This is a genomic window from Flavobacterium sp. GW821-FHT12A05 (assembly GCF_058807735.1).
In genome coordinates this window covers 91,419-114,852 of the sequence record NZ_JBXAQY010000005.1, presented here as the reverse complement: position 1 = coordinate 114,852, position 23,434 = coordinate 91,419, and the positions used below count along the sequence as shown (strand labels likewise).

The 23,434-nt window shown below is 35.1% G+C and carries 24 protein-coding genes; 15 read left to right on the top strand and 9 right to left on the bottom strand.

Going from position 1 to position 23,434, the window contains the following annotated elements; translation table 11 throughout:
* Positions 1–84: 84 nt before the first annotated feature.
* Positions 85–1,665: an NADP-dependent glyceraldehyde-3-phosphate dehydrogenase gene (locus AC1RRQ_RS12905; protein ID WP_493023441.1), complete on the bottom strand. Its 1,581-nt coding sequence runs from the start codon at positions 1,663–1,665 to the stop codon at positions 85–87.
* A 74-nt stretch (positions 1,666–1,739) separates the two neighbouring features.
* The gene (locus AC1RRQ_RS12900; RefSeq protein WP_493023440.1) at positions 1,740–2,051 is read right to left on the bottom strand and encodes a rhodanese-like domain-containing protein; all 312 of its coding nucleotides are present in this window, start codon (positions 2,049–2,051) and stop codon (positions 1,740–1,742) included.
* 439 nt (positions 2,052–2,490) lie between these two features.
* Between AC1RRQ_RS12900 and AC1RRQ_RS12895 the strand changes: the two genes are divergently transcribed.
* Positions 2,491–3,117, top strand: a complete 627-nt coding sequence (locus tag AC1RRQ_RS12895; RefSeq protein WP_012026836.1) for a Crp/Fnr family transcriptional regulator — start codon at positions 2,491–2,493, stop codon at positions 3,115–3,117.
* Positions 3,118–3,469: 352 nt separating this feature from the next.
* The gene (locus AC1RRQ_RS12890; protein ID WP_493023439.1) at positions 3,470–4,255 is read left to right on the top strand and encodes a sulfite exporter TauE/SafE family protein; all 786 of its coding nucleotides are present in this window, start codon (positions 3,470–3,472) and stop codon (positions 4,253–4,255) included.
* A gap of 137 nt (positions 4,256–4,392) precedes the next feature.
* Here the strand turns inward: AC1RRQ_RS12890 and AC1RRQ_RS12885 are convergent, their stop codons facing one another.
* The 4 genes from AC1RRQ_RS12885 to AC1RRQ_RS12870 all read right to left on the bottom strand — a co-directional run bounded on the left by AC1RRQ_RS12885 (position 4,393) and on the right by AC1RRQ_RS12870 (position 8,596).
* Positions 4,393–4,848 (bottom strand): GNAT family N-acetyltransferase, encoded by a 456-nt coding sequence (locus AC1RRQ_RS12885; protein ID WP_493023438.1) that lies wholly within the window; start codon positions 4,846–4,848, stop codon positions 4,393–4,395.
* Between the two features lie 433 nt (positions 4,849–5,281).
* Positions 5,282–6,358: a cytochrome d ubiquinol oxidase subunit II gene (gene cydB / locus AC1RRQ_RS12880; protein WP_493023437.1), complete on the bottom strand. Its 1,077-nt coding sequence runs from the start codon at positions 6,356–6,358 to the stop codon at positions 5,282–5,284.
* Between the two features lie 2 nt (positions 6,359–6,360).
* The gene (locus tag AC1RRQ_RS12875) at positions 6,361–7,707 is read right to left on the bottom strand and encodes a cytochrome ubiquinol oxidase subunit I (protein WP_493023729.1); all 1,347 of its coding nucleotides are present in this window, start codon (positions 7,705–7,707) and stop codon (positions 6,361–6,363) included.
* Positions 7,708–8,005: 298 nt separating this feature from the next.
* Positions 8,006–8,596 carry an HD domain-containing protein gene (locus tag AC1RRQ_RS12870; protein ID WP_493023436.1) on the bottom strand — a complete coding sequence of 197 codons (591 nt, stop codon included), beginning with the start codon at positions 8,594–8,596 and terminating at the stop codon, positions 8,006–8,008.
* A 227-nt stretch (positions 8,597–8,823) separates the two neighbouring features.
* Here AC1RRQ_RS12870 and AC1RRQ_RS12865 point away from each other — a divergent pair, with 227 nt between their 5' ends.
* The 4 genes from AC1RRQ_RS12865 (at position 8,824) to AC1RRQ_RS12850 (ending at position 11,946) form a co-directional block, all read left to right on the top strand.
* Complete coding sequence (locus tag AC1RRQ_RS12865; RefSeq protein WP_493023435.1) at positions 8,824–10,239, top strand: MBL fold metallo-hydrolase; 1,416 nt, start codon at positions 8,824–8,826, stop codon at positions 10,237–10,239.
* 114 nt (positions 10,240–10,353) lie between these two features.
* A complete protein-coding gene (locus AC1RRQ_RS12860; RefSeq protein ID WP_493023434.1) occupies positions 10,354–10,917 on the top strand; it encodes a YeeE/YedE family protein in 564 nt (187 codons plus the stop codon).
* 10 nt (positions 10,918–10,927) lie between these two features.
* Positions 10,928–11,407 (top strand): DUF6691 family protein, encoded by a 480-nt coding sequence (locus AC1RRQ_RS12855; protein ID WP_493023433.1) that lies wholly within the window; start codon positions 10,928–10,930, stop codon positions 11,405–11,407.
* Between the two features lie 17 nt (positions 11,408–11,424).
* The gene (locus AC1RRQ_RS12850) at positions 11,425–11,946 is read left to right on the top strand and encodes a GNAT family N-acetyltransferase (protein WP_493023432.1); all 522 of its coding nucleotides are present in this window, start codon (positions 11,425–11,427) and stop codon (positions 11,944–11,946) included.
* Positions 11,947–12,014: 68 nt separating this feature from the next.
* Here the strand turns inward: AC1RRQ_RS12850 and AC1RRQ_RS12845 are convergent, their stop codons facing one another.
* Positions 12,015–12,785 (bottom strand): DeoR/GlpR family DNA-binding transcription regulator, encoded by a 771-nt coding sequence (locus AC1RRQ_RS12845; protein WP_493023431.1) that lies wholly within the window; start codon positions 12,783–12,785, stop codon positions 12,015–12,017.
* Positions 12,786–12,940: 155 nt separating this feature from the next.
* On the opposite strand from AC1RRQ_RS12845, the gene AC1RRQ_RS12840 reads away from it, so the two are divergent.
* The 7 genes from AC1RRQ_RS12840 to AC1RRQ_RS12810 all read left to right on the top strand — a co-directional run bounded on the left by AC1RRQ_RS12840 (position 12,941) and on the right by AC1RRQ_RS12810 (position 19,579).
* Positions 12,941–14,518 (top strand): glycerol-3-phosphate dehydrogenase/oxidase, encoded by a 1,578-nt coding sequence (locus AC1RRQ_RS12840; protein ID WP_493023430.1) that lies wholly within the window; start codon positions 12,941–12,943, stop codon positions 14,516–14,518.
* A gap of 52 nt (positions 14,519–14,570) precedes the next feature.
* On the top strand, positions 14,571–16,067 hold the full coding sequence (glpK, locus tag AC1RRQ_RS12835) for a glycerol kinase GlpK (RefSeq protein WP_493023429.1): 1,497 nt from the start codon (positions 14,571–14,573) through the stop codon (positions 16,065–16,067).
* Positions 16,068–16,082: 15 nt separating this feature from the next.
* Positions 16,083–16,814 (top strand): MIP/aquaporin family protein, encoded by a 732-nt coding sequence (locus AC1RRQ_RS12830; RefSeq protein WP_493023428.1) that lies wholly within the window; start codon positions 16,083–16,085, stop codon positions 16,812–16,814.
* A 28-nt stretch (positions 16,815–16,842) separates the two neighbouring features.
* Positions 16,843–17,610 carry a hypothetical protein gene (locus AC1RRQ_RS12825; protein WP_493023427.1) on the top strand — a complete coding sequence of 256 codons (768 nt, stop codon included), beginning with the start codon at positions 16,843–16,845 and terminating at the stop codon, positions 17,608–17,610.
* A 259-nt stretch (positions 17,611–17,869) separates the two neighbouring features.
* Positions 17,870–18,331, top strand: coding sequence for a MarR family winged helix-turn-helix transcriptional regulator (locus AC1RRQ_RS12820; protein WP_493023426.1), 462 nt, complete (start codon positions 17,870–17,872; stop codon positions 18,329–18,331).
* 16 nt (positions 18,332–18,347) lie between these two features.
* Entirely contained in the window at positions 18,348–18,980 is a 633-nt protein-coding gene (locus AC1RRQ_RS12815) for an NAD(P)H-dependent oxidoreductase (protein WP_493023425.1), read from the top strand.
* 32 nt (positions 18,981–19,012) lie between these two features.
* Positions 19,013–19,579 (top strand): YceI family protein, encoded by a 567-nt coding sequence (locus AC1RRQ_RS12810; protein WP_493023424.1) that lies wholly within the window; start codon positions 19,013–19,015, stop codon positions 19,577–19,579.
* A gap of 67 nt (positions 19,580–19,646) precedes the next feature.
* On the opposite strand, the gene AC1RRQ_RS12805 is transcribed toward AC1RRQ_RS12810, so the two are convergent.
* Both AC1RRQ_RS12805 and AC1RRQ_RS12800 read right to left on the bottom strand, forming a co-directional pair.
* Positions 19,647–19,970 carry a type II toxin-antitoxin system RelE/ParE family toxin gene (locus tag AC1RRQ_RS12805; protein WP_493023423.1) on the bottom strand — a complete coding sequence of 108 codons (324 nt, stop codon included), beginning with the start codon at positions 19,968–19,970 and terminating at the stop codon, positions 19,647–19,649.
* Positions 19,961–20,197 (bottom strand): hypothetical protein, encoded by a 237-nt coding sequence (locus AC1RRQ_RS12800; protein WP_493023422.1) that lies wholly within the window; start codon positions 20,195–20,197, stop codon positions 19,961–19,963. Before AC1RRQ_RS12800 ends, AC1RRQ_RS12805 begins: the two co-directional genes overlap by 10 nt.
* A gap of 227 nt (positions 20,198–20,424) precedes the next feature.
* Between AC1RRQ_RS12800 and AC1RRQ_RS12795 the strand changes: the two genes are divergently transcribed.
* Both AC1RRQ_RS12795 and AC1RRQ_RS12790 read left to right on the top strand, forming a co-directional pair.
* Entirely contained in the window at positions 20,425–21,702 is a 1,278-nt protein-coding gene (locus AC1RRQ_RS12795; protein WP_493023421.1) for a beta-helix domain-containing protein, read from the top strand.
* Between the two features lie 300 nt (positions 21,703–22,002).
* Positions 22,003–23,403, top strand: coding sequence for an anthranilate synthase component I family protein (locus tag AC1RRQ_RS12790; RefSeq protein WP_493023420.1), 1,401 nt, complete (start codon positions 22,003–22,005; stop codon positions 23,401–23,403).
* The last annotated feature ends 31 nt before the right edge of the window (positions 23,404–23,434 follow it).

Here is a 23,434-nt window from a genome sequence, read left to right as displayed (position 1 = left end):
CAATTAAAAAGGATCTTAAAAAGAAAAAACCGTCCATTTCAAAAAGAAAAGGACGGCACCTACAATTAATATATAACCTTGATACTACAAAATATAATCGGTATTTATAAAATTTGATTCTTTGCTGTTTAGCAATTCCTGCAGAATTTCATTGTTATAAGCGATATCTTTTGAAGCGACAAATGTACGAATGGAGAAAGAGCGCAAAGCGTCTGGAATACTCAGCGTTCCTACTGCAGAATCTTTACGGCCTGTAAACGGGAAAGCATCCGGACCTCTCTGGCAAGAACTGTTTAAGTTTACACGACAAACTAAGTTAACCAAAGCATCGATAAGCGGAGCAAGGGTTTTAATGTCTTTACCAAATAAACTAACCTGCTGTCCGTAATTAGATTCGGCCATATCTTCTAATGGTTCCTGAATATCTTTAAACGAAATAATTGGCACTACTGGTCCAAATTGTTCTTCGTGATACACACGCATTTTGCTGTTTACCGGATATAAAACTGCCGGAAAAATATAATTATCTGTATGTTTTCCTCCTTTTTCATTCAGGATTTTTGCGCCTTTACTGGTTGCATCGTCAATTAATCCCTGAATGTAACTTGGTTTTTCTGTTTCCGGAAGCGGTGTTAAAGAAACTCCTTTTTCCCACGGATTTCCAAATTGTAAAGCATCTACTTTTTCAGAGAATCTTTTGTTGAATTCCTCAGCAATAGATTCGTGAACATATAATACTTTTAAAGCTGTACAACGCTGACCGTTAAAAGATAAAGTTCCTGTAATACATTCCTGGATAGCCAAATCTAAATCGGCATCCGGAAGAATAATTGCCGGGTTTTTAGCCTCTAAACCTAAAATTAAACGAAGTCTGTTTTTATTTGGATGCTGATCCTGTAAAGCAATCGCCGATTTACTGTTTCCAATTAATGCCAAAACATCAATTTTTCCAGATTTCATGATTGGAGAAGCTACTTCACGTCCTCTGCCATAAACAATATTGATAACTCCTTTTGGGAAACTGCTTCTAAAAGCTTCTAATAATGGTGAAATACATAATACACCATGTTTAGCTGGTTTAAAGATCACGGTATTCCCCATAATTAAAGCAGGAATCAACAATGAGAAAGTTTCATTTAAAGGATAATTGTAAGGCCCTAAACATAAAACAACTCCAAGAGGTCCGCGGCGAATCATGGCGTTTACACCCTGAACTTTCTCAAAATGTGAACTGCGTCCGTTTAATTCTTTATAACTGGCAATAGTATCGTAAATATATTCAACCGTTCTGTCAAATTCTTTTTGAGAATCTCCTAATGATTTTCCAATTTCCCACATTAAATACTTTACGACTTCTTCGCGGGTTTCTTTCATTTGTTTAACGAAATTCTCCATGCATTTAATACGATCCGCCACTTTCATGGTTGGCCATAAACCTTGTCCTTTATCATAAGCAGCGTTTGCAGCTTCTACAACTTCTGCTGCTTCTGCCTCTGCCATAAACGGAATCGATCCTAATAAAGTTGGCGTATATTTTTCTGTAGAAGAAATAGTCGAAAACACAGGTGTAGTTTGCCCTGTCCATTGTTTCAACTCTCCATTTACAAGGTAAGTTTCTTGGTTTATAAGGGATTTAATTTCAAATTCTTCGGGTATTAAACTCATAATCTGGTAATTTTAGTTTGGTTATTAATAGCGTTTTAATGAAAAAAGAGGCTCTTTTCGCCTCTTCTTCATTTTTATGGTTGTACGGTTTCGCCTTCCCAGTCCAGTATTCCACCAAGTAAATTGTAGGCATTTTGTATCCCTAACTCATTCATTACCTGACATGCTTTAGCGCTTCTTGCACCAGAACGACAATACACATAATAGTTTTTATTTTTATCTAATTCTTCGATTTCATAAATAAAACCCTGACCTTTATTGATATCAATGTTTAAAGCATTTTCAATGTAGCCGTCATTAAATTCGTCTTCAGTTCTTACGTCCAGTATAACTGCATTCTCGTCAGCAGCAAGCTGATTAACCCAATCTTCTTGTGATAAATTCATAATATGTGTTTTTTGTAAAATTACGACGTTTCTATTAATTAAAAACGTACCAAATGCGATTTCGATTATTATTCTCAGAAAACGTTTTAGAGAAACTATTATAATCAGTGATTTACAAATTTACTTACTATTTTTAAAAATATAGTCTGCAAAATCGATAGAAAATAGGATTTTTTCATTTACACTAAATTCATCCTAAATATAGTTTTCTGACAATTAATGCGAATGCAATCTAGTATCTTTGTAAAAAATTACAATTTTTAATCTCTTTTTGACAAAATATTCCACCACGAATTATACAAATTATTCATGCTGAAATTTGTTTTGCCACAGATTAAAAGATTATTATGATTAAAAATATTTGCCACGAATTACACAAATTTTCACGAATTGATTTGTATAAATTAGTGTAATTCGTGGCAAGAAAACAATACAATACATGCAAAATTCATTAAAAACCATCTTTCCTAATTTCTCCAGCGAACTTATTGCTACTATTGAAGAAAACGGAAGCCTTCAGGATTTTGAAGCCGGAACTATTTTAATGCGTACCGGGCAGTACATAAAAAACACGGTTTTGATAACCAAAGGGAAAATCAAAATTTATCGTGAAGGCGAAGATGGAGGCGAATTTTTAATGTATTATTTACAACCTGGACAAGCCTGCGCCATTTCGATGATCTGTACTGCCAAAAGTGAGAAAAGCCAAATCATGGCAAAGGTAGTCGAAGATGTTTCGGTTATGATGATTCCGCTGCAAATGATGGACAAATGGATGATGGAACACAGATCGTGGTACGAATTTGTAATTGAAACCTACAGAAGCCGTTTTGAAGAAGTTCTGGAAGTTGTCGATAACATCGCTTTCCGATCTATGGATGAGCGTTTGGAATTTTACTTAAAAAGACATTCTGATGCCTGTGGTTGTTCTGAAGTTAACCTGTCGCATCAGGAAATCGCAACCGAATTAAATACCTCCAGAGAAGTTGTTTCAAGATTACTAAAAAAAATGGAACAGCGAGGCTTGGTTAAACTCAACCGCAACCAGATTGAATTACTAAAATAATATTGGGCCACGGATTTTGCGGATGAAACGGGTTCAAGCTGTTTTTCTTTTTGCCACAGATTAAAAGATTTACACAGATTGTTTTGTCACATTGAGCGAAGTCGAAATGCTTTGCGGGTTCTCGACACATAGCTATGTTTGTTGATGAAAGTGAAACGTCTTTTTTAGAGTTAGTAACTCTATGTATCTATGTGTTTAAAATATAACACCCAGAACCTTAACAATCCGCGACAACCCGTTTGATCCGCAAAATCCGCGGGCGAAAAATCCCTACGCAAAAAAACATTTGTATGTGATAAATGTTACTGTAGAATTCTAATTTCTAAACCAACTTTGCATAAAAACAAATGCAATGGAATATTTAGGATATTTTGCCTCAATTATAATTGGGATTTCACTGGGCTTAATTGGCGGAGGCGGTTCTATTCTTACTATTCCAATTTTGGTGTATTTATTTAAAGTAAATCCAGATCAGGCAACTTCCTATTCCTTATTTATTGTTGGATTAACCGCATTATTTGGAAGTTACAGTCATTATAAAATGGGAAATCTCAAACTAAAATCGGCATTGTATTTTGCCATTCCGTCTGTTATTTCTATACTAATAATCCGCGAAGTCATTTTCCCTCAAATTGCGGGGACACTTTTCTGCGTAGCATCTTATACCGTTTCAAAAGATTTTCTAATAATGATTGTCTTTTCGGTTTTGATGATAACCGCGGCGATTTCGATGATCAAAAAAAATCAACCCGAAATAAAAAGCACCGAAACCAATTACATACAATTAAGCTTAATTGGATTTTTAGTTGGCATTGTAACCGGATTTCTGGGAGCCGGAGGCGGGTTTTTAATTATTCCGGCACTTTTATTTTTTGCTAATTTACCAATGAAACAAGCCGTTGGAACATCCTTATTAATTATTACCATTAATTCTTCGATAGGTTTTGGAGGCGATTTATACATTGGAACTCCAATCGATTATACTTTTTTACTAGGCGTTTCAGGAATGGCACTTCTTGGAATGTTTATAGGAAGTCAGCTTTCTAAAAAAATTGACGGAACAAAACTAAAGCCTCTTTTTGGCTGGTTTGTTCTCGTTATGGGGTTTTACATTATTACAAAAGAGGTTTTATTTTAATTTGAATTTAGTTTCACTTGTAGAATCTTTGTCGAAGTTTTACATTTTGACAAAGATGAAACTAAAAAAATCCGTTTATTTTGGGGAATAAACGGATTTGCATTCAATTTAAATTTTTCTAGTACTCTATATTGTTGTTATTTATCAGTTCTCCACCAATGATAATAATTGTGAAGTCCGTCATATTCAAATCCGCATCGAGGATATAATGTATTTCCTATATCATTTGTTTTTTCCGTTTCCAGCATTAAACCACACGCTCCCGTTTCTTCGCACCATAATTTACTGCGGTCAATTAACGCCACAGATAATCCTTTACCACGATAATCCGGATGTACAAAAAGATCACTTAAAAGCCATTGCTTTTGCAGTTTTGTATAATGAAATAATTTGTAGAGTTGTACAAATCCAACCGCTTTTTCGTTCGTAATTACCAAAAAAATATCCGACTCATTATTCAATAATCGTTCTTTAAGAAATGCTTTCCCTTTTTCTACATCAGATTCCTGACGGTAAAAAACACGATAAAGATTAAAAAGTTCTGCTGTTTCATTAAGATCTTCAATACTTGCTTTTTTGATTTTGTAATTCATTGTTGTATATGCTTTAGTTAAAAAGCGAAAGTATTATAAACAACAAACTCACAAATAGTCCAGTTTACACAAAACAGGCTCATCCAGCATTTCTGCCAAAGTATTAACCTCAATAAAAATAAAAAATCCGTTTCTACATAATAAAATCTGTCTGAAATACATCGTGAGATTGCTTCGTTCCTCGCAATGACTTTGCGCATGTCTTTGCGAGGAACAAAGCAATCTCATTTTCAAAATCATTTTTTAATTGCCTCCAGCTTTAGCTGGAGATAAAAAAGCTACATAAAAAGGCTTTAGCCAAAATCGCAAAATTTGGCTAAAGCCCAATTCAAATCCAAACAAAAAACCTCCAGTTAAAACTGGAGGCAATTCATATTATATTGACATCAAATTTAATTTGTGAAAATTTGTGCAATTCGTGGCAAACAAAAAATCAATGTTCCCCATACCCAATATCATCCATTTTTCCGCTAAAAACGCGATACTGAATAATAAAGTAGATAATTACAAGAAACAAAGCGATAAAAAACCAGCTCAATCCGGCGTTTAATCCGTATTCGTGAGCGGCGGTATTATAAATCGTTAACGACGGGTTTACTTTATTGGTTGATGGCAAAACATTCGGAAAAATCGAAACAGCTGTCGAAGCGAATCCTCCCACTAAAAATAAAGTAGAGAATACAAATCCGTGACCGTCTTTTTTAAACGAACGAACTTTAAATAATCCCAGAATTCCAACGAAAGTCAGCAGCGGAAAAAACCACAAAATTGGATTTTCAACAAAATTATGAAATGGTTTTGGCTCGATAAAATGCCAGATCTGCAAGGAAATGCAAACTAAAACCAATAAGACAATATTCAATTTAAAAACCACATTTTTAAGTTTCGGATTCAATGAAGAATTTGTTTTATAAATAATCCAGTTTGCGCCGTGAATCGTTAGCGCTACAACGCTCACAATTCCTAAGAAAAGCGTAAACCAATCTATAATTCCTAATTCATTTGCCTGCGGACTAAAAGTAGGATTCCACAAAGGCAAAAAGAAAAAATGAGGTTCTTGAGTCGAAATTCCGTTTTGTACCATTCCGAGATTTACACCGCGAACGATATTTCCTAAAGCAATCCCAAAGAAAAGTGCCAAAAGCAAACTTGCAATCCCGAAAGCTTTATCCCAAATCGATTCCCACATGTGATTATGAATCTGTCCGCGCATCTCTAATCCGATGGCACGGAAAATCAAAAGCCATAAAATCATAATCAAAGGCAGATAAAAACCGCTGAAAGACGAAGCATACAAAGTAGGGAAAGCAAAAAACAAAACACCTCCAGCTGCTATAAGCCAAACTTCATTGGCATCCCAAAAAGGACCAATTGCGCTTGTAATTGCTTTTTTATCTTTTTCTTTATCGGCAAAAAATAAATGAATAATTCCTGCTCCAAAATCGTAGCCGTCTAAAACCAGATAAACAGCCAGGATTCCCATTAAAACTACGTACCAAAAAAATTCCATATTTATATTTTTTCTGATGAAAGGTCCACATTATGAGGTCCTTTATTAATAATTTTTCCAACCAAAAGCAAAAACAACATTCCAAGTAAAAGGTATAAACCTATAAAACCAAGCAATGTAAACAAGGTATTTCCGGACGAAACCGTTGGTGAAGCTCCGGCTGCGGTTCTCATTAAATTGTAAACCAGCCAAGGCTGTCTGCCTAATTCGGCCGTGTACCAGCCTGTTGTATTGGCAATATACGGAAACGGCATCATGAACATTAATGACCATAAAATCCATTTGGTTTCAAACAATTTTCCTCTTATTAATTGAAAAAGTGAAAGTACCATCAGTCCAATAAATACGGTTCCAAGTCCTACCATAATATGATAGGCATAATACAATCCCGAAATATTGGTTGGATGCAGATCTTCTTCAAACTGATCTAAACCTTTAATTTCCTGTTCCCAGTTTCCATAAGTCAGGAAACTTAAAATATTAGGAACGGCAATTTTATTATCGAGTTTTTTATCTTTTACATCGGGCTGGCCTATTAAAACAATTTCAGAACCTTTTTTCTCAGTATGAAAAATCCCTTCCATTGCGGCAAAAGTTACGGGTTGGTATTTCACAACATTTTTTGCCAGTAAATCTCCTGTTGGAACTGCCACAATAACACTCGAAATTAATCCGAAGATAACTCCCGTTTTCAGGAACAATTTTCCGAAATCAATATTCTTTTTACTCAAAATATAAAAAGCCCCAATTCCGGCCACAACAAACGAACTCGTTACTAAAGAAGCGGCCTGATTGTGTAAATAAGAAGGCCAAAGCCAAGGATTGAGAAATAAAGCCTGAAAATTAGTTAGTACAAATTTTCCGTTTTCGAGAATTTCATATCCAACCGGGTTCTGCATCCAGGAATGTGTGGCAATAATTAAGTAACCGCTGGCCCAGGAACCTATCATGATTAATAATCCGGTTACAAAATGCCATTTGTGGCCCAGAAGTTTTTCTCCAAATAAAAATAAACCCAGAAAAGAAGATTCGAGAAAGAAGGAGAACATTCCTTCCATTGCAAGCGTTTGTCCAATAATTCCTCCCGTTAATTCGGAGAATTTTGCCCAGTTGGTTCCAAATTGAAATTCCATCGGAATTCCGGTTACAACTCCCATTGCAAAATTCAGGGCGAAGATTTTCATCCAGAAATGGGTGGCGTGATTGTATTGTTCGTTTTGGGTTTTTAAGTATTTCCACTTGAAGTACACAATGATGAGCGAAAGACCCATTGTAAGCTGTGGAAAAAGATAATGAAAAGTAATGGTGAAGGCAAATTGCATTCGGTCATAAAAGAGCATTTCTTCCATAATGGTAATTTGTTTATGAAGTTCCACAAATTTAACCATTAGAACCCGAACAACGCCCCTTTAAAAAAAGTTTATGACCCGATATTTGTTAAACTTTTCAACAATTTTGAAAGGTAGAAATGACACTTATGCTTTTTAACAACTTTGTCAAAGTTTGCCATTTCGATTCCTAGATTGCGTATGGATTTGCGTGCTTAAATATAGCCCGTGGTTTCAACCACGGGAACACAATGCGTATCACCATACGTTTCCTGCGGTTGAAACCGCAGGCTATATTTTATTATGCGTTAATTTTTGATTATTTTTTCAAAATCCCTTTTTCAACACTTTCATTAATCAAACCTTCTGCATAATTCCATAAAGATGTTGAACCCTTTTTAATTACGCTCTTTTTTTCATAAACCTTATCGTAATTTACTCCAAATTCTTTCCAGGTGCCGCCATTGTTAGAGGTATTCTGCAATAAAGGCTCTAAGCGATCCATCGACCTGGCAAATTTTGCTTCGTTGGTTTCTCCTGCTTCAAATTCTTCCCAAATGGCAATTAATTCTTCAGCTTGTTTTTCTGGAAGCAAACCAAAAATACGATTTGCAGCTAGTCGCTCTTCATCTGTATTATCGTGACTTTTTACGGTATCGTAAATAAAAACATCTCCTGCATCAATTTCGACAATATCGTGTATCAAAACCATTTTTACGACTTTCAAAACATCAATAGGTTCATTTGAATGTTCTGCCAAAACAATTGCCATTAAAGCCAAATGCCAGCTGTGTTCTGCATCATTTTCACATCTGTCACTATTAAACAGCTTTGTTTTTCGCTGAATGTATTTTACTTTATCAATCTCTTTTATAAAAGCAATCTGATTTAATAAATCTTCTGTGTTCATAGCCATAATTTTCGTGCGCTGCAAAATTACGCAGTTTTTACCATATAAGTAATGTAAGCACATTTTAGTTTTGCGCTAAATAAGATCTTGCTTAAAATAGCTTATATTACTTATATGGTCGATCACTCATTTTTTTTACAGAGAAATCAAATTTCTGTAACATTAGTCACCTATTTTAATAAAAAACAAAGTTACCTTTGTATCCCATCATTTTTACAACACGTATCATGAAAATAGAACAAATTTACACCGGATGCCTTGCGCAGGGTGCATACTATATAACTTCAAACGGAGAAGCGGCAATTATTGACCCGCTTAGAGAAATCCAGCCTTATTTAGATCGTTTAGAGCGCGACAATGTTACTTTGAAATACATTTTTGAAACACATTTTCACGCCGATTTCGTTTCCGGACATGTCGATTTAAGCAAGGAAACAAAAGCACCAATCGTTTACGGACCAAATGCAGCCTGCGAGTTTGATTGTATTTCGGCAAAAGACGGACAGGAATTTAAAGTCGGAAAAGTAACCATAAAAGTATTGCATACTCCTGGTCATACTATGGAAAGTACTACTTTTTTACTTATTGACGAAAACGGAAAAGACCACGCGATTTTTTCTGGTGATACCTTATTTATTGGCGATGTAGGCCGACCTGATCTAGCTCAAAAAGCAGCCGGAATGACACAAGATCAATTGGCAGGGGTTTTATATCATTCGCTGCGAAATAAAATCATGACTTTGGCCGATGACGTAATCGTTTATCCAGCGCATGGTGCCGGAAGTGCCTGTGGAAAAAACATGAGTAAAGAAACCGTTTCGACTATTGGAAATCAAAAAGCAACAAACTACGCTTTGCGCGCCAATATGACTGAAGCTGAATTCATAAAAGAAGTAACCGACGGATTATTGCCTCCTCCAGCCTATTTCAGCATGAATGTTGCCATGAACAAGAAAGGATACGAAAGCTTTGAGTCGGTCTTGCATAACGGAATGAAATCTATTAAAGCCGAAGAATTTGAGGCTGTTGCCGAAGAAACCGGAGCTTTGATTTTAGACACACGCAAAAGCGGCGATTTTGCAAAAGGATTTATTCCGCAGTCTATTAATATAGGAATCAATGGCGATTTTGCACCGTGGGTTGGAACTTTAATTGGAGATGTAAAACAACCTATTATATTAGTAACCGAAGTGGGCTTAGAAGAAGAAACTGTTACGCGTTTAAGCCGTGTAGGTTTCGATTCTATTATTGGTCATCTTGAAGGTGGTTTTGAAGCTTGGGAAAAAGCCGGTTTTGAAATTGATACCGTAAACAGAATCTCTGCAGAAGAATTTGCCAATAAATTTAATATCAAAGAAGATAAAGTTATTGATGTTCGTAAAGAAACGGAATACGAAGCAGAACATATCGAAGATGCTTACAGCAAACCTTTGGCTTATATTAATGACTGGGTAAAAGACATTAACCCAAATAAACATTTTTTTCTGCATTGTGCCGGAGGTTACCGCAGTATGATTGCAGCTTCTATTTTACAGGCACGCGGATTTAGAAATTTCAGCGAAATTGATGGTGGTTTTGGAGCCATCTCAAAAACCGAAATTCCTAAATCAGATTTTGTTTGTCAGAGTAAAGTATTGAAATAAAGGTGCTGAGTTACTAAGGTTCTAAGTTTTTTTAACCTTTAAACCTAGTATCTCAGAACCTAAAAAAAAACCTTAGTAACTTAGAATCTTAGCAACTTAGAACCTTAAAAAAATATGCTAGAAATTTTAAAAGAACCTTGGCCTTGGTACGTTTCGGGTCCGTTAATTGGATTAACTGTTCCTATTTTATTGATTATCGGAAATAAATCTTTCGGAATCAGTTCTTCGCTCCGCCATATTTGCGCTGCTTGTATTCCTTCGAATATTCCTTTCTTTAAATACGACTGGAAAAAAGAAAGCTGGAATTTATTCTTCGTTTTCGGAATATTTCTGGGCGGCGTTATTGCTGCTTACTTTTTATCAAATCCAAATCCGGTAGAGATTACTCCGGAACTTTCTGAACAATTAGCAGGTTATGGAATTACAGATCATTCTGGTTTAGTTCCGGCGCAGTTATTCTCTTGGGAAAGTTTATTAACGCTTCGCGGATTCATTATGATTGTCGTTGGTGGCTTTCTAGTTGGCTTTGGAACTCGTTATGCCGGCGGGTGTACAAGCGGACACGCCATAATGGGAATTTCAAATTTACAATGGCCCTCTTTAGTAGCAACGATCTGTTTTATGATTGGCGGTTTTGTAATGTCACTTTTGATTTTACCTTATATTCTTTCACTTTAAAATTTCAAAAATGAGCAATTTAGAAAATAAAAATACAGACACTGAGGGAATCAACGCAAGTCAGATTAAAGATTCAGGTTTCGCAAACTTAAAATATCTTGTAGTTGGAATTCTTTTCGGAATTGTATTCGTAAAAGCCGAAATCATCAGCTGGTTCCGCATTCAGGAAATGTTTCATCTGCAGTCTTTCTTTATGTATGGCGTAATTGGAAGCGCAGTTGCTGTGGGCGTTGTATCTGTTTTCATCATTAAAAAATTCAACATTAAAACGCTTCAGGGCGAAAAAATCGAAATTCAGCCTAAAGTTTTCGACAAAGGACAAATCTACGGCGGTTTGTTATTTGGTTTTGGCTGGGCCATTACCGGAGCTTGTCCGGGACCGCTTTTTGCTCAAATTGGGACTGGAGCAACCGTAATTGCAGTTACTTTATTAAGTGCCATTGCAGGAACTTGGTTTTACGGATTAATAAAAGATAAACTTCCTCATTAGAATTTAAAATATACAAAATGAGCAGCGCAGCAGAACAATTACTATTAAGAAAAGCAACAATTGCCGACATACCAGTCATTTGGACCATCATACAAGATGCCATCGAACAAAGACGCCAGGAAGGAAGTTCGCAATGGCAAGACGGTTATCCTAATGAGCTTAGCATTACCAACGATATAAATAATGGTTACGGATACGTACTTACAGAAAACGAAACTATTTTATCCTATTCTGCCATTATATTCGATAAAGAACCCGCTTACGAAGATATAGAAGGAAAATGGCTTACTAACGGAGATTATGGCGTTGTACATCGCGTAGCCGTATCAAAATTGGCAAAAGGAAAAGGCATTGCAACAAAGCTTTTTAAAAACATAGAAGGTTTATGCCTCGAAAAAAATATTCACAGCATAAAAGTAGACACCAACTTTGACAATGTGCCTATGCTTAAAATTTTAGAAAAATTAGAGTATACTTATTGTGGCGAAGTCTATTTTAGAGGAGCAGCCCGAAAAGCTTTCGAAAAAAAACTAGGTTAATATTACAAATCAAACCCGACAGAATTTAAAAAACTGTCGGGTTTATTTTTTCATCTATCCCGAGAATACTATTTTGAGGCGACTATAACTTCTACTCCTATTTCTTCTAGTTTCGTTTTGGTTTCGATATCGATACCATCATCCGTAATCAAAACATCAATTTTATCAAGATTACAAATTTTACCAAAGCCTCTAACATTCATTTTTGTAGAATCTACCAGTACAATTACCTTTTCTGCAAGCGAAATCATTACCTGATTCAGATGCGCCTCAGAAGCATTCGAAGTACTTAAACCAAAATCCAGATGAAGTCCGTCTGCTCCTAAAAACAATTTATTACACGAAAATTCTTTTAATATTGCTTCAGAAATTGGCCCAATGACAGAATTTGAACTCTTACGAACATCACCCCCCAACTGTATCGTATCAACATTTGTTTCCTTGCTCAGTTCCAGAGACACCTTTAAAGAAGGCGTAATCACTGTTAGTTTTTGAAAACCAGAAATAATTTGCGACAGGTAATGAACATTAGATCCTGACCCTAATATGATGTAATCAAAATTATTAATATACTTTAAAGCCTCTTTTGCTATTTGCTTTTTTTGCTCCACCTGAAGCCCTTCTTTATCACTTAAATCTCTTTCGAAAGCGTAAATAGGCTGCTTACTCGCACCACCATGAGTACGGTGCAGCAAGTTTTCATTTTCCAAAAAATTCAAATCCTTTCGTATTGTTACGGTTGAAACATTCAGAATTTCGCATAAATCCGCCACATTTACGTAGCCGCTTTTATCCAGTTCTTTAAGTATCTCCTCTTGTCTTTTGTTTATAATAACCATAATAGACTGATAGTATTAAGATTTTTGAAGGTATAAATGTACAATAAAAAAATAATTTTAAAAAAACCTTATTTTATTACTTTAGTTTCGTTTTGTTTCGTTAATTTTGCTTTATAGAAATAAAAATAATAAAAAGAAACAAAAACAAACACCATATGAAACGTTCAGAACAGTTATCGAAACTAAAAAGCACTGAAAAGTGGGATGTAATTGTAATAGGCGGTGGAGCAAGCGGTCTTGGAACCGCTCTTGATGCTGCAAGCAGAGGCTACAAAACAATCTTGGTCGAAGCAGTAGATTTTGCCAAAGGAACCTCAAGCAGAAGCACAAAATTAGTGCATGGCGGTGTGCGTTACTTAGAGCAAGGAGATGTGCACCTGGTAAAAGAAGCTTTAAAGGAAAGAGGATTGATGGCACAAAATGCCGGACATTTAGTTAAAAACCAATCTTTTGTTATCCCTAATTACAATTGGTGGGGCGGCTATTTTTATACCATTGGCTTAACTGTATATGATTGGCTGGCCGGACGTTTAAGCTTAGGGCGCTCAAAATATATTTCGAAAAGAAAAACAATCGAAATGCTTCCAAACGTACAGGAAAAAGGTTTAACAAGCGGTGTAATTTATCATGACGGACAATTTGATGATTCGCGTCTTGCTATAAATATTGCTCAAACTGCTGCAGAAAAAGGTGCTTGTATTATAAACTACTGTAAAGTTGTTAATTTATTAAAAGACGACAATGGTCAAGTTATTGGCGTTCAAGTATTAGATCAGGAAACAGGAGACAAATATGATTTAAAAGGATCTGCCATTATTAATGCAACCGGAGTTTTTACCAATGCTATAATGAAACTAAACGATACCGTTTACAAAAAATATATTGTGCCAAGTCAAGGAATTCACCTAGTTTTCGACAAATCATTTCTACCAGGCGATCATGCTTTAATGATTCCTAAAACAAGCGACGGAAGAGTTTTATTTGCTGTGCCTTGGCATAACCGAATTGTAGTAGGAACAACTGATACTTTAATTAAAAAACAAAGTTTAGAACCTATCGCTCTTGAAAGCGAAATTGAATTTGTACTCGAAACAGCACAACGCTTTTTAGCAAAAAAACCAACCAGAGCCGATGTTTTATCTGTTTACGCTGGTTTACGTCCTTTGGCAGCACCAAAAGAAGAAGGAAAAAGCACTAAAGAAGTATCAAGAAGCCATAAAATCATAGTTTCTGAAACGGGCTTAATAACTATTACTGGCGGAAAATGGACTACTTACAGAAAAATTGCCGAAGACATTATAGACAAAGCAATCAAAACACGTAAAATACCTGCAAAAGGTTGTAACACAGAACATCTTTCTATTCACGGAAATCAGCCTACTACTACTTTAGACAGAGAAAACCACTTATATATTTATGGTTCAGATATTCCTAAAATACGTCAGCTGCAACAAAACGAACCTGAATTAAAAGAAAAAATACATCCTGATCATGAGTTTACAATGGCAGAAGCTGCCTGGGCGGTTCGATATGAAATGGCCAGAACTGTAGATGATATTTTAGCAAGACGTGTTCGTTTATTATTCTTAGACGCCAGAGCTGCAGTTCAGTCTTCTGAAAAAGTAGCAAGATTACTAGCTAAAGAACTCGGACATGATGAAGCGTGGATCGCTCAGGAAGTTTTAAATTTTAAAGAGATTTCAAAAGGATTTTTTCTATCTGAATTTCGATAAAACAATGTGAATTTCAACAACAGAACTTATTAACTTAATTATACTATCAACCATGCAAGAAAAATTAATTTTAGCTCTAGACCAGGGAACAACTTCCTCCAGAGCTATTCTATTCAATCACGAAGGAGAAATTGTAAGCCTCTCACAAAAACCATTCGAACAAATTTTCCCCAAACCAGGATGGGTAGAACACGATCCTAACGAAATCTGGTCTTCTCAGATAAGTACAGCCGCCGAGGTAATCGCAAAAGTGGGAATTTCAGGCCGCGAAGTTGCAGCAATCGGAATCACCAATCAGCGTGAAACTACTATTGTTTGGGATAGAGAAACCAGCGAGCCTATTTATAATGCTATTGTTTGGCAAGATCGCAGAACAGCAAAATTTTGTGACGAATTAAAAGCACATGGTCATGCCGATATGATTCAGAAAAAAACGGGTTTAATTCTGGATGCCTATTTCTCAGGAACAAAAGTAAAATGGATTCTTGATAATGTTCCCGGAGCACGTGAAAAAGCAGAACAAGGAAAACTTTGTTTTGGAACTGTAGATACTTGGCTTATCTGGAAACTTACCCGTACTAAGTTATTCATGACCGATGTTTCTAATGCCAGCAGAACTTTATTATTCAACATTCATACTTTAGAATGGGACAATGAATTATTAGAATTATTCGATATCCCGAGAGCAATGCTTCCGGAAGTAAAACAAAGCAGTGAAATTTACGGAGAAACCTGCACTACTCTGTTTGCAACAAAAATTCCTATTGCAGGAGTTGCAGGAGATCAGCAAGCAGCTCTTTTTGGTCAATTATGTACCAATTCAGGAATGGTCAAAAACACGTACGGAACAGGTTGTTTTATGTTAATGAATACGGGAGAAAAACCAATTCAGTCTACAAACAATTTATTAACTACGATTGCCTGGAAAATCAACGGAAAAACTACTTATGCTTTAGAAGGCAGTGTGTTTGTTGGAGGTGCCGCTGTACAATGGCTGCGAGACGGAGCAAAAATGATTGATTCATCAGAAGAAATTGAAGCTCTTGCTACCAGCGTTCCTGACAACGGAGGCGTATATTTTGTACCGGCGTTAACTGGTTTAGGAGCTCCATATTGGGATCAATATGCCAGAGGTGCCATTATGGGAATAACCAGAGGAACAACAAATGCTCATATCGCCAGAGCAACTTTAGAAGGAATTGCCTATCAGGTAAATGATTTAGTAAAAGCTATGGAAGCTGATTTTGGCGACAAAGGAAAAGAACTAAGAGTTGATGGAGGTGCTGCTACCAATAATTTATTGATGCAATTTCAATCAGATATTTTTAGATCTACTGTAACACGCCCAAAAACACTTGAAACAACAGCTCTTGGCGCTGCTTATCTTGCCGGACTTGCTGTAGGATATTGGGCAAACTTAGATGATTTGAAAGAACAATGGTCTATAGACAAAGTATTTTCGCCAGAAATGGAAGAAAAACAAGTGAATACACTTGTAAAAAACTGGGATAAAGCCGTTGGACGCACATTAAGCTGGATTGAAGAATAACTAAAAACGAACGATATGACTCCTTTTATAGCAGAAATTTTAGGCACTATGGTGATGATTTTATTAGGAAATGGCGTTGTGGCAAACGTCAATCTTAAAGGTACAATTGGTAATAATTCAGGTTGGATTGTCGTAACCAGCGCATGGGCATTTGCCGTGTTTGTAGGGGTAACTATTGCAGGCCCCGTTAGCGGAGCACATTTAAACCCTGTCGTTACTCTTGGCTTAGCACTTATAGGAAAATTTAGTTGGGATTTAGTTCCTACCTATATATTAGGTGAAATGATTGGAGCAATGCTGGGAGCATTTTTAGTATGGTTATCACACAAAGATCATTTTGCAGCAACAGAAGATGAAGGAGCGAAACTTGCTTGTTTTTCTACAGGACCCGCCATCAAGAATAATTTATCTAATTTGATAAGCGAAGCAATTGCAACTTTTGTTTTGATATTTTCTATTTTCTACATTGCAGGACCCAGCTTACAAATTGCAGCTGATGCAAACGCAGCAATTGGTTTAGGGACTATAGGCGCCCTGCCTGTTGCAATAGTCGTATGGGCAATTGGTCTTTCGTTAGGAGGTACAACCGGATATGCTATAAATCCCGCAAGAGATTTAGGTCCAAGAATTATGCATGCTATTTTACCAATAAAAGGAAGCAGTAACTGGGGATATGCCTGGATCCCAATTGTAGGACCTATAATTGGAGCTTCTTTGGCTGCAGCATTATATCTCAGCCTTAATTAACAACCTCTTCTTTTAATCCAGAAATTTCATGAAAAATCTTTTTCTTTCTATGATAATCATCATAGGACTAGCTGGCTATGCTCAAGAATCAACGCCGGAAAGTACGGCTGGTAAAGAACCAAGCCGATTAAATTTTAATGTTACACTTGCAACCAGTCACCTTTGGAGAGGATTAATTATCAGTCCTAGTATGACCGCTATGGGAGATATTCATTATACCTTCGATAAAAATCGAAACTTTTCGGTTGGTGTTTGGGGCGGTAACAGTTTTGATGGTAAATACACTGAGGTAGATTATTACGTTCAGTACAAACATAAAGGACTTACAATTGGTCTTTGGGATTTATTCAACACTACAAATGTTGAGCATCCGGAAGTTTTTAATTACGATAAAAACACGACGACTCACCTTATTGATTTAAGAACTTCGTATCGTTTTTCGCAGGAATTCCCGTTGCGAATCGAAGCCGATATTATTCTTTATGGCAATGACAAAGAGTTAAACTCTGATTCTAATTACAAAAACAGATATTCAACATACGTAGAATTAGGATATCCAGTTATAAAAAACAACGAAATAACGCTGGATGCTTATGTAGGGGCAGGATTTTCGCTTGACGAAAAAACAAATCTATATATTAAGGATCCGGATCGCAATTTTGGCATCGTAAATACAGGACTTAAGGCTTCTAAAGATATTTCGATATTTCAGTATAAACTTCCTGTTTTTGCAGGTATTATGTGGAATCCGGCTGAAAAATATACTCGTATGCAATTAGGTGTTTCATTATTCTAAAGCCTGAACAAATTATTCTTTATCAAACCCGACATGTCTTAAAAGCTTGTCGGGTTTGATTTTTTAACTTTAAACAATCGTTAAATATTTACCAACCAATATTTTAAGTAAAAAATTGCATTATTTTTATACTAATTATATAGAGTTTATCTAGCTGGTAATTTCGTCTTTTTTGAATTAACAAAAATTTAACACGACATTTGTATATACAACTATTAAAAGATATACATTTGTATATACAAATTATACACTTACGACTATGACAATTGAAGAGGTTATTAAGAGTACAGTTAAGATGGATAATGCGAAAAAAGTTATTCTGAATATTATGTACACACAGAATGTGATTCAGGATCATTTCAACGAGTTAATAAAACCGTATGATTTATCCGGAGAACAGTATAATGTACTGCGTATATTAAGAGGACAAAAAGGAAATCCTGCTAATATGTGTGTTATACAAGAGCGTATGTTAGCTAAAACGAGCAACACAACCCGATTAGTTGACAAATTATTACTAAAAGAATTCGTTACAAGAAATGTGTGTCCTGGCAACCGACGAAAGATTGAAGTTTTAATTACACAAAAAGGACTAGATGTTTTAAAAGAATTAGACCCAAAAGTAGATGAGCATGAGCGCACATTTGCCGAGAATATAAGCCCGGAAGAATTAGAATTATTAAATACATTATTAGAAAAATACCGAACCCAACAAAATTAATATCAAAAATAATATTATGAGCACACTATTAGACAATCTAAATTGGAGATATGCAACTAAAAAATTTGATGCAAGCAAAAAAATTTCTTCAGCAGATTTAAATACTTTAAAAGAAGCTGTGAGATTAGCGGCATCTTCATACGGATTACAACCATACAAAGTAATTATCGTAGAAAACCCAGAAATTAGAGAACAGTTAAAAGCTGCGGCTTACGGACAAACTCAAATTACTGATGCTTCGCAGTTATTCATTTTTGCAAACGACTTAAATGCCGGAGCAGAATCTGTAGATGCTTACATTAAAAACATCAGCGAAACAAGAGGTGTCCCTGCTGATGCATTAGCTGGATTCAGCGACATGATGAAAGGTACAATCGCTAACTTGTCTCAAGAAGCTAAAAACATCTGGACAGCAAAACAAACTTATATTGCTTTAGGAACTTTACTTGCTGCTGCTGCTGAATTAAAAATCGACGCAACTCCAATGGAAGGCTTCAACCCTGCTGCATTCAACGAAATCTTAGGTTTCGATAAATTAGGCTTAAATGCATCTGTTATCGCAACTGTAGGTTACAGACATGATGAAGACGATACACAGCATTACAAAAAAGTTAGAAAATCTCACGAGGAATTATTTATCACTATATAATTATTTATTAATCCAAATTCAATTTTAACAACATGAAAAATTTAAAGACAATTGCAATTGCATTATTCGTAGCAGCAGCTGGTATTTCAGTAAACGCTCAAACTAAAAAAATCGACGTAAAAGCATCTACTATTAAATGGGTAGGTAAAAAAGTAACAGGAGAGCACTCTGGAACTGTAAACTTCAAAGAAGGAGCAGTAGTTTTCAAAGGAAAAAAATTAACTGGTGGTTCTTTCACTGTTGATATGACTTCATTAACTTCTACAGACTTAACTGGAGAATACCAAGGAAAATTAAACGGTCACTTAAAAGCTGACGATTTCTTTGGAACTGACAAATTCCCAACTTCAAAATTAGTTTTCAAAAAAATTGGTTCTAAATCTGCTGACGTTTACACTGTAACTGCTGATTTAACTATTAAAGGCATCACTAAACCTGTAACTTTTGATATCACTGTAGCTGGAAACACTGCTACAACAGCTTTCAAAGTTGACAGAACTAAATACGATATTAAATACAACTCTGGTAACTTCTTCCAAAACTTAGGAGACAAAACTATCAATGACGATTTCGAATTAACAGTAGCTTTAAAATTCTAATTTAAGCACACTAAATTCGCATATAAGAAAAACCCTAACAGATTGATTATGTTAGGGTTTTCTTTTTTTATGTACTTCTTTTAATTTTTACTGGGTTTTGTCTTGTATCAAATACATCTAAAATTTCAATTGAATTTTTCTTTAAATTAATCCAATAAATAATTTTATAATTTTTATAAACCAAATATCGTATCTCTTCAGAATAGCTTTCTAAAAGTTCTTCTTTTTGTCCTATTGCATTTGTTGAGGGTGGTTTTAATTTCAGAGTTTCTCGGGTAATTCCAACTACAAGTTTTTTTGCAACAGTTAAACTTGCTTCCTTCTTATAATAATCAAAAATCTTTTTTAATTCAGTTTTAGCAAAATCAGTCCAATAAATTTTCAACTCCATTTCTCAATCTCAGAAATTAATTCATCCACATCTGTTATTCTTCCATTTTTGGAATCATCTATAGAAGCATCAATTCTTTTATGAAATTCAGCAATAGACATTGGGTTTAATTCTAAATCTGCTTTAATTTCCTTTTTTAACAATTTCTCAAACTGAGAAATTGCTTTCTCACTTTCAAGCTTAAGAAAGTCTCTAATAAAAATCACTTTTCGAGTATCTAAATCCATTTCTTTTATTTTTATCAAAGTTACAAATTATCTTTAAATGAAAATTTAATTACAAATAATTTTAAAACAGCATTTTACAGAATAAACCTTCAATAATTATTTTCAAAAACATAACGTTCTTAATATTAAAATAACACTTTCATAATAACTATAGCCGTATTGATTAACATTCGGCCTCTAATTTTGAGGAAAATAAAAATCAAAAATCAGGAATCAAAATTATAGTTATGAAAACAAAAATACGTGTTGTAATTTTTACACTTTTAAGTACTTTTTTTCTTCAAGCTCAACAGCAGACTAAAGGGATTATTGGAACTAACAATTGGATGAACAATTGGACCAATTTTAATCCGGCTAAAATGGAATACAGCGAAGCAACCAATATAATTGCAGGAACAATTGATAAAGATACCCGATTAGTAAAACGAAATACGTATCAATTAGTTGGAATTGTTTATGTAACAAACAATGCCGTTTTAACGATCGAACCGGGAACTGTTATACGAGGAGATGATAAAACCTGCGGGACACTGGTAGTTACAAATGGAGCCAAAATTATGGCCGAAGGATTAGAAACAGATCCTATTGTTTTTACTTCAAATAAAGAAATTGCAGACAGAAGACCTGGTGACTGGGGCGGTATAATTGTTTTAGGAAAAGCACCTATTAATTCTCTTGGCGGTCTTCATACACTTCCTTTTAACTTAGAACCAATGTTAAATCATTACGGCGGTACAGATGCCGAAGACAATTCTGGTGTTTTAAAATATGTTCGAATTGAATTCTCCGGCAGAAAATTAAGTGCCGAAAAAGAACTTAACGGGCTTTCACTTGCCGGTGTTGGAAGAAAAACAGTTTTAAGCAATATTCAAATTAGTTTTTCAAACGATGATTCTTTCGAATGTTATGGAGGCGATTTGAATATGAACAACTTAGTTTCTTACCGAACTACAGATGATGATTTCGATTTTACGCAAGGCGCACAAATCAACATCAATAATAGTATTGCTATTCGTCATCCTTTTTCATCAGATATTTCAGGATCAAGATGTTTTGAAGTTGACTCTTACGACAAAATTCAAAATACAGATATGAGCAAAAAAATGACCAAAATCAATGCGACAAACATTACTTTGGTTAATTTAGAAGAAAACAATCAGGGATTAGTTAGAGAATCTGTTTATGTTAGAGAAAATACATTTTTTAATCTAAGCAATAGTATTGTTTCTGGTTTTTCTCCTTTTGTTTTATTGGAAGGAAATATTGGAAACGGCGAAGTAAACTTGTCAAAATTGAGTTTTAAAAACATAATTGTGAACAATTGCAACGGCGGAATTACGAGCGAATCGTCAAGCGGTAATGCTTCGATTCAGGATTATTACAACCCAAATTCTGGCATTCAATACACAAAAATGAAAAATACAGAGCTGTTTACAACTCCAAACATCAAAGGAAATCCAGATTTTAGAGCAAACACAAACAATACGATTGCTATTGGAAATTAAGCTCTTAAAGAGGTTTTTGATTTTAAAATTTAACAAATTTTAGAATTTAGAAAAGATTTTTTTGAAATTTTATGTATTCTAATTCAAATTACATTTATATCTTTGTCACATCAAAATAAAGAAATGAAAACATTAATGAACAATACTTGGTGGTGGAAGAATTTACGTCAAACGTCGTGAACGAAGCTTCCTATGGTACTGTAAAAACTATAAATATAAAGGGCTTGTCATCACGACAAGCCCTTTTTTTTTGATCAAAACTCAGCCGAAAATATATTAAAAACTAAAAAACAACATACTTTGAAACCTTTTATACTCAACACACATTACAAACAAATTCTGGCAGATACCATTACGCCGGTAAGTATTTATTTTAAAATAAGAGACAAATTTCCAAATAGTTTATTACTGGAAAGTAGTGATTATCACGGAAATGACAATAGTTTTTCTTACGTTTGCTGTAACCCGATTGCAACAATTAAGATCGAAAACGAAACGATTTCAAAAACTTTTCCTGACGGAACTACAGAACAAATTTCAATTGATGCTTCAACTAACATTCCAGAAGTAATTCAGGAATTTTCAAATCAGTTTCAATCAGAAAAAAACGATTTTAAATTCATTAATAATGGATTATTCGGATACATTTCTTACGATGCTGTTCGTTACTTCGAAAAAGTATCAATTGCTAAAAAAGATACGGCAACTTTAATTCCAGATGTGTTTTATGCGGTTTACCAAAACATCATCGCCATCAATCACTTCAAAAACGAAGCTTACATTTTCTGCCACAGCGTAGACGGAAAAAATAATATTGCCGAAATCGAGCAACTATTACAATCCAGAAATATTGCTTCATACAAATTCACCAAAGAAGGCGAAGGTTTCTCTAACTTAACTGATGATGAATTCAAGCATAATGTGGCTTTGGCTAAGAAACATTGTTTTAGGGGCGACGTTTTTCAACTAGTTTTATCTCGTCGTTTTACACAAGGTTTTAAAGGTGACGAATTCAACGTTTACCGTGCTTTAAGAAGCATCAATCCTTCTCCTTATTTATTCTTTTTTGATTATGGAGATTTCAAAATATTTGGGTCTTCGCCCGAAGCTCAAATTATCGTAAAAAACAGAAAAGCTGAAATTCACCCAATTGCAGGAACTTTTAAAAGAACCGGAAATGACGAACGCGATGCGCTTTTAGCCAAAGAATTATCAGAAGATAAAAAAGAAAACAGCGAACACGTTATGCTGGTTGATTTAGCCAGAAACGATTTAAGCCGAAACGGTCATGATGTTAATGTAGAAAAATACAGAGAAGTTCAGTTTTTCTCGCACGTAATTCACTTAGTTTCTAAAGTTACAGGCCATTTACATGAAAAAGCAACTACTATGCAAGTTGTAGCAGATACTTTCCCGGCTGGAACTTTAAGCGGAGCACCAAAACACAGAGCGATGCAATTGATTGAAGATTACGAAAAAACAAATCGTAATTTCTACGGCGGCGCAATTGGTTTCATGGATTTTGAAGGGAATTTTAATCACGCGATTATGATTCGAACTTTTCTGAGTAAAAATCATCAATTACATTGTCAGGCCGGAGCCGGAATCGTAGCAAGTTCTGACGAAGAAAGCGAAATGCAGGAAGTTTATAACAAATTAAGAGCATTAAATACAGCGCTTGAAATGGCGGAGAAGATTTAGTATTCAGTCACTCCCGATAGCTATCGGGATC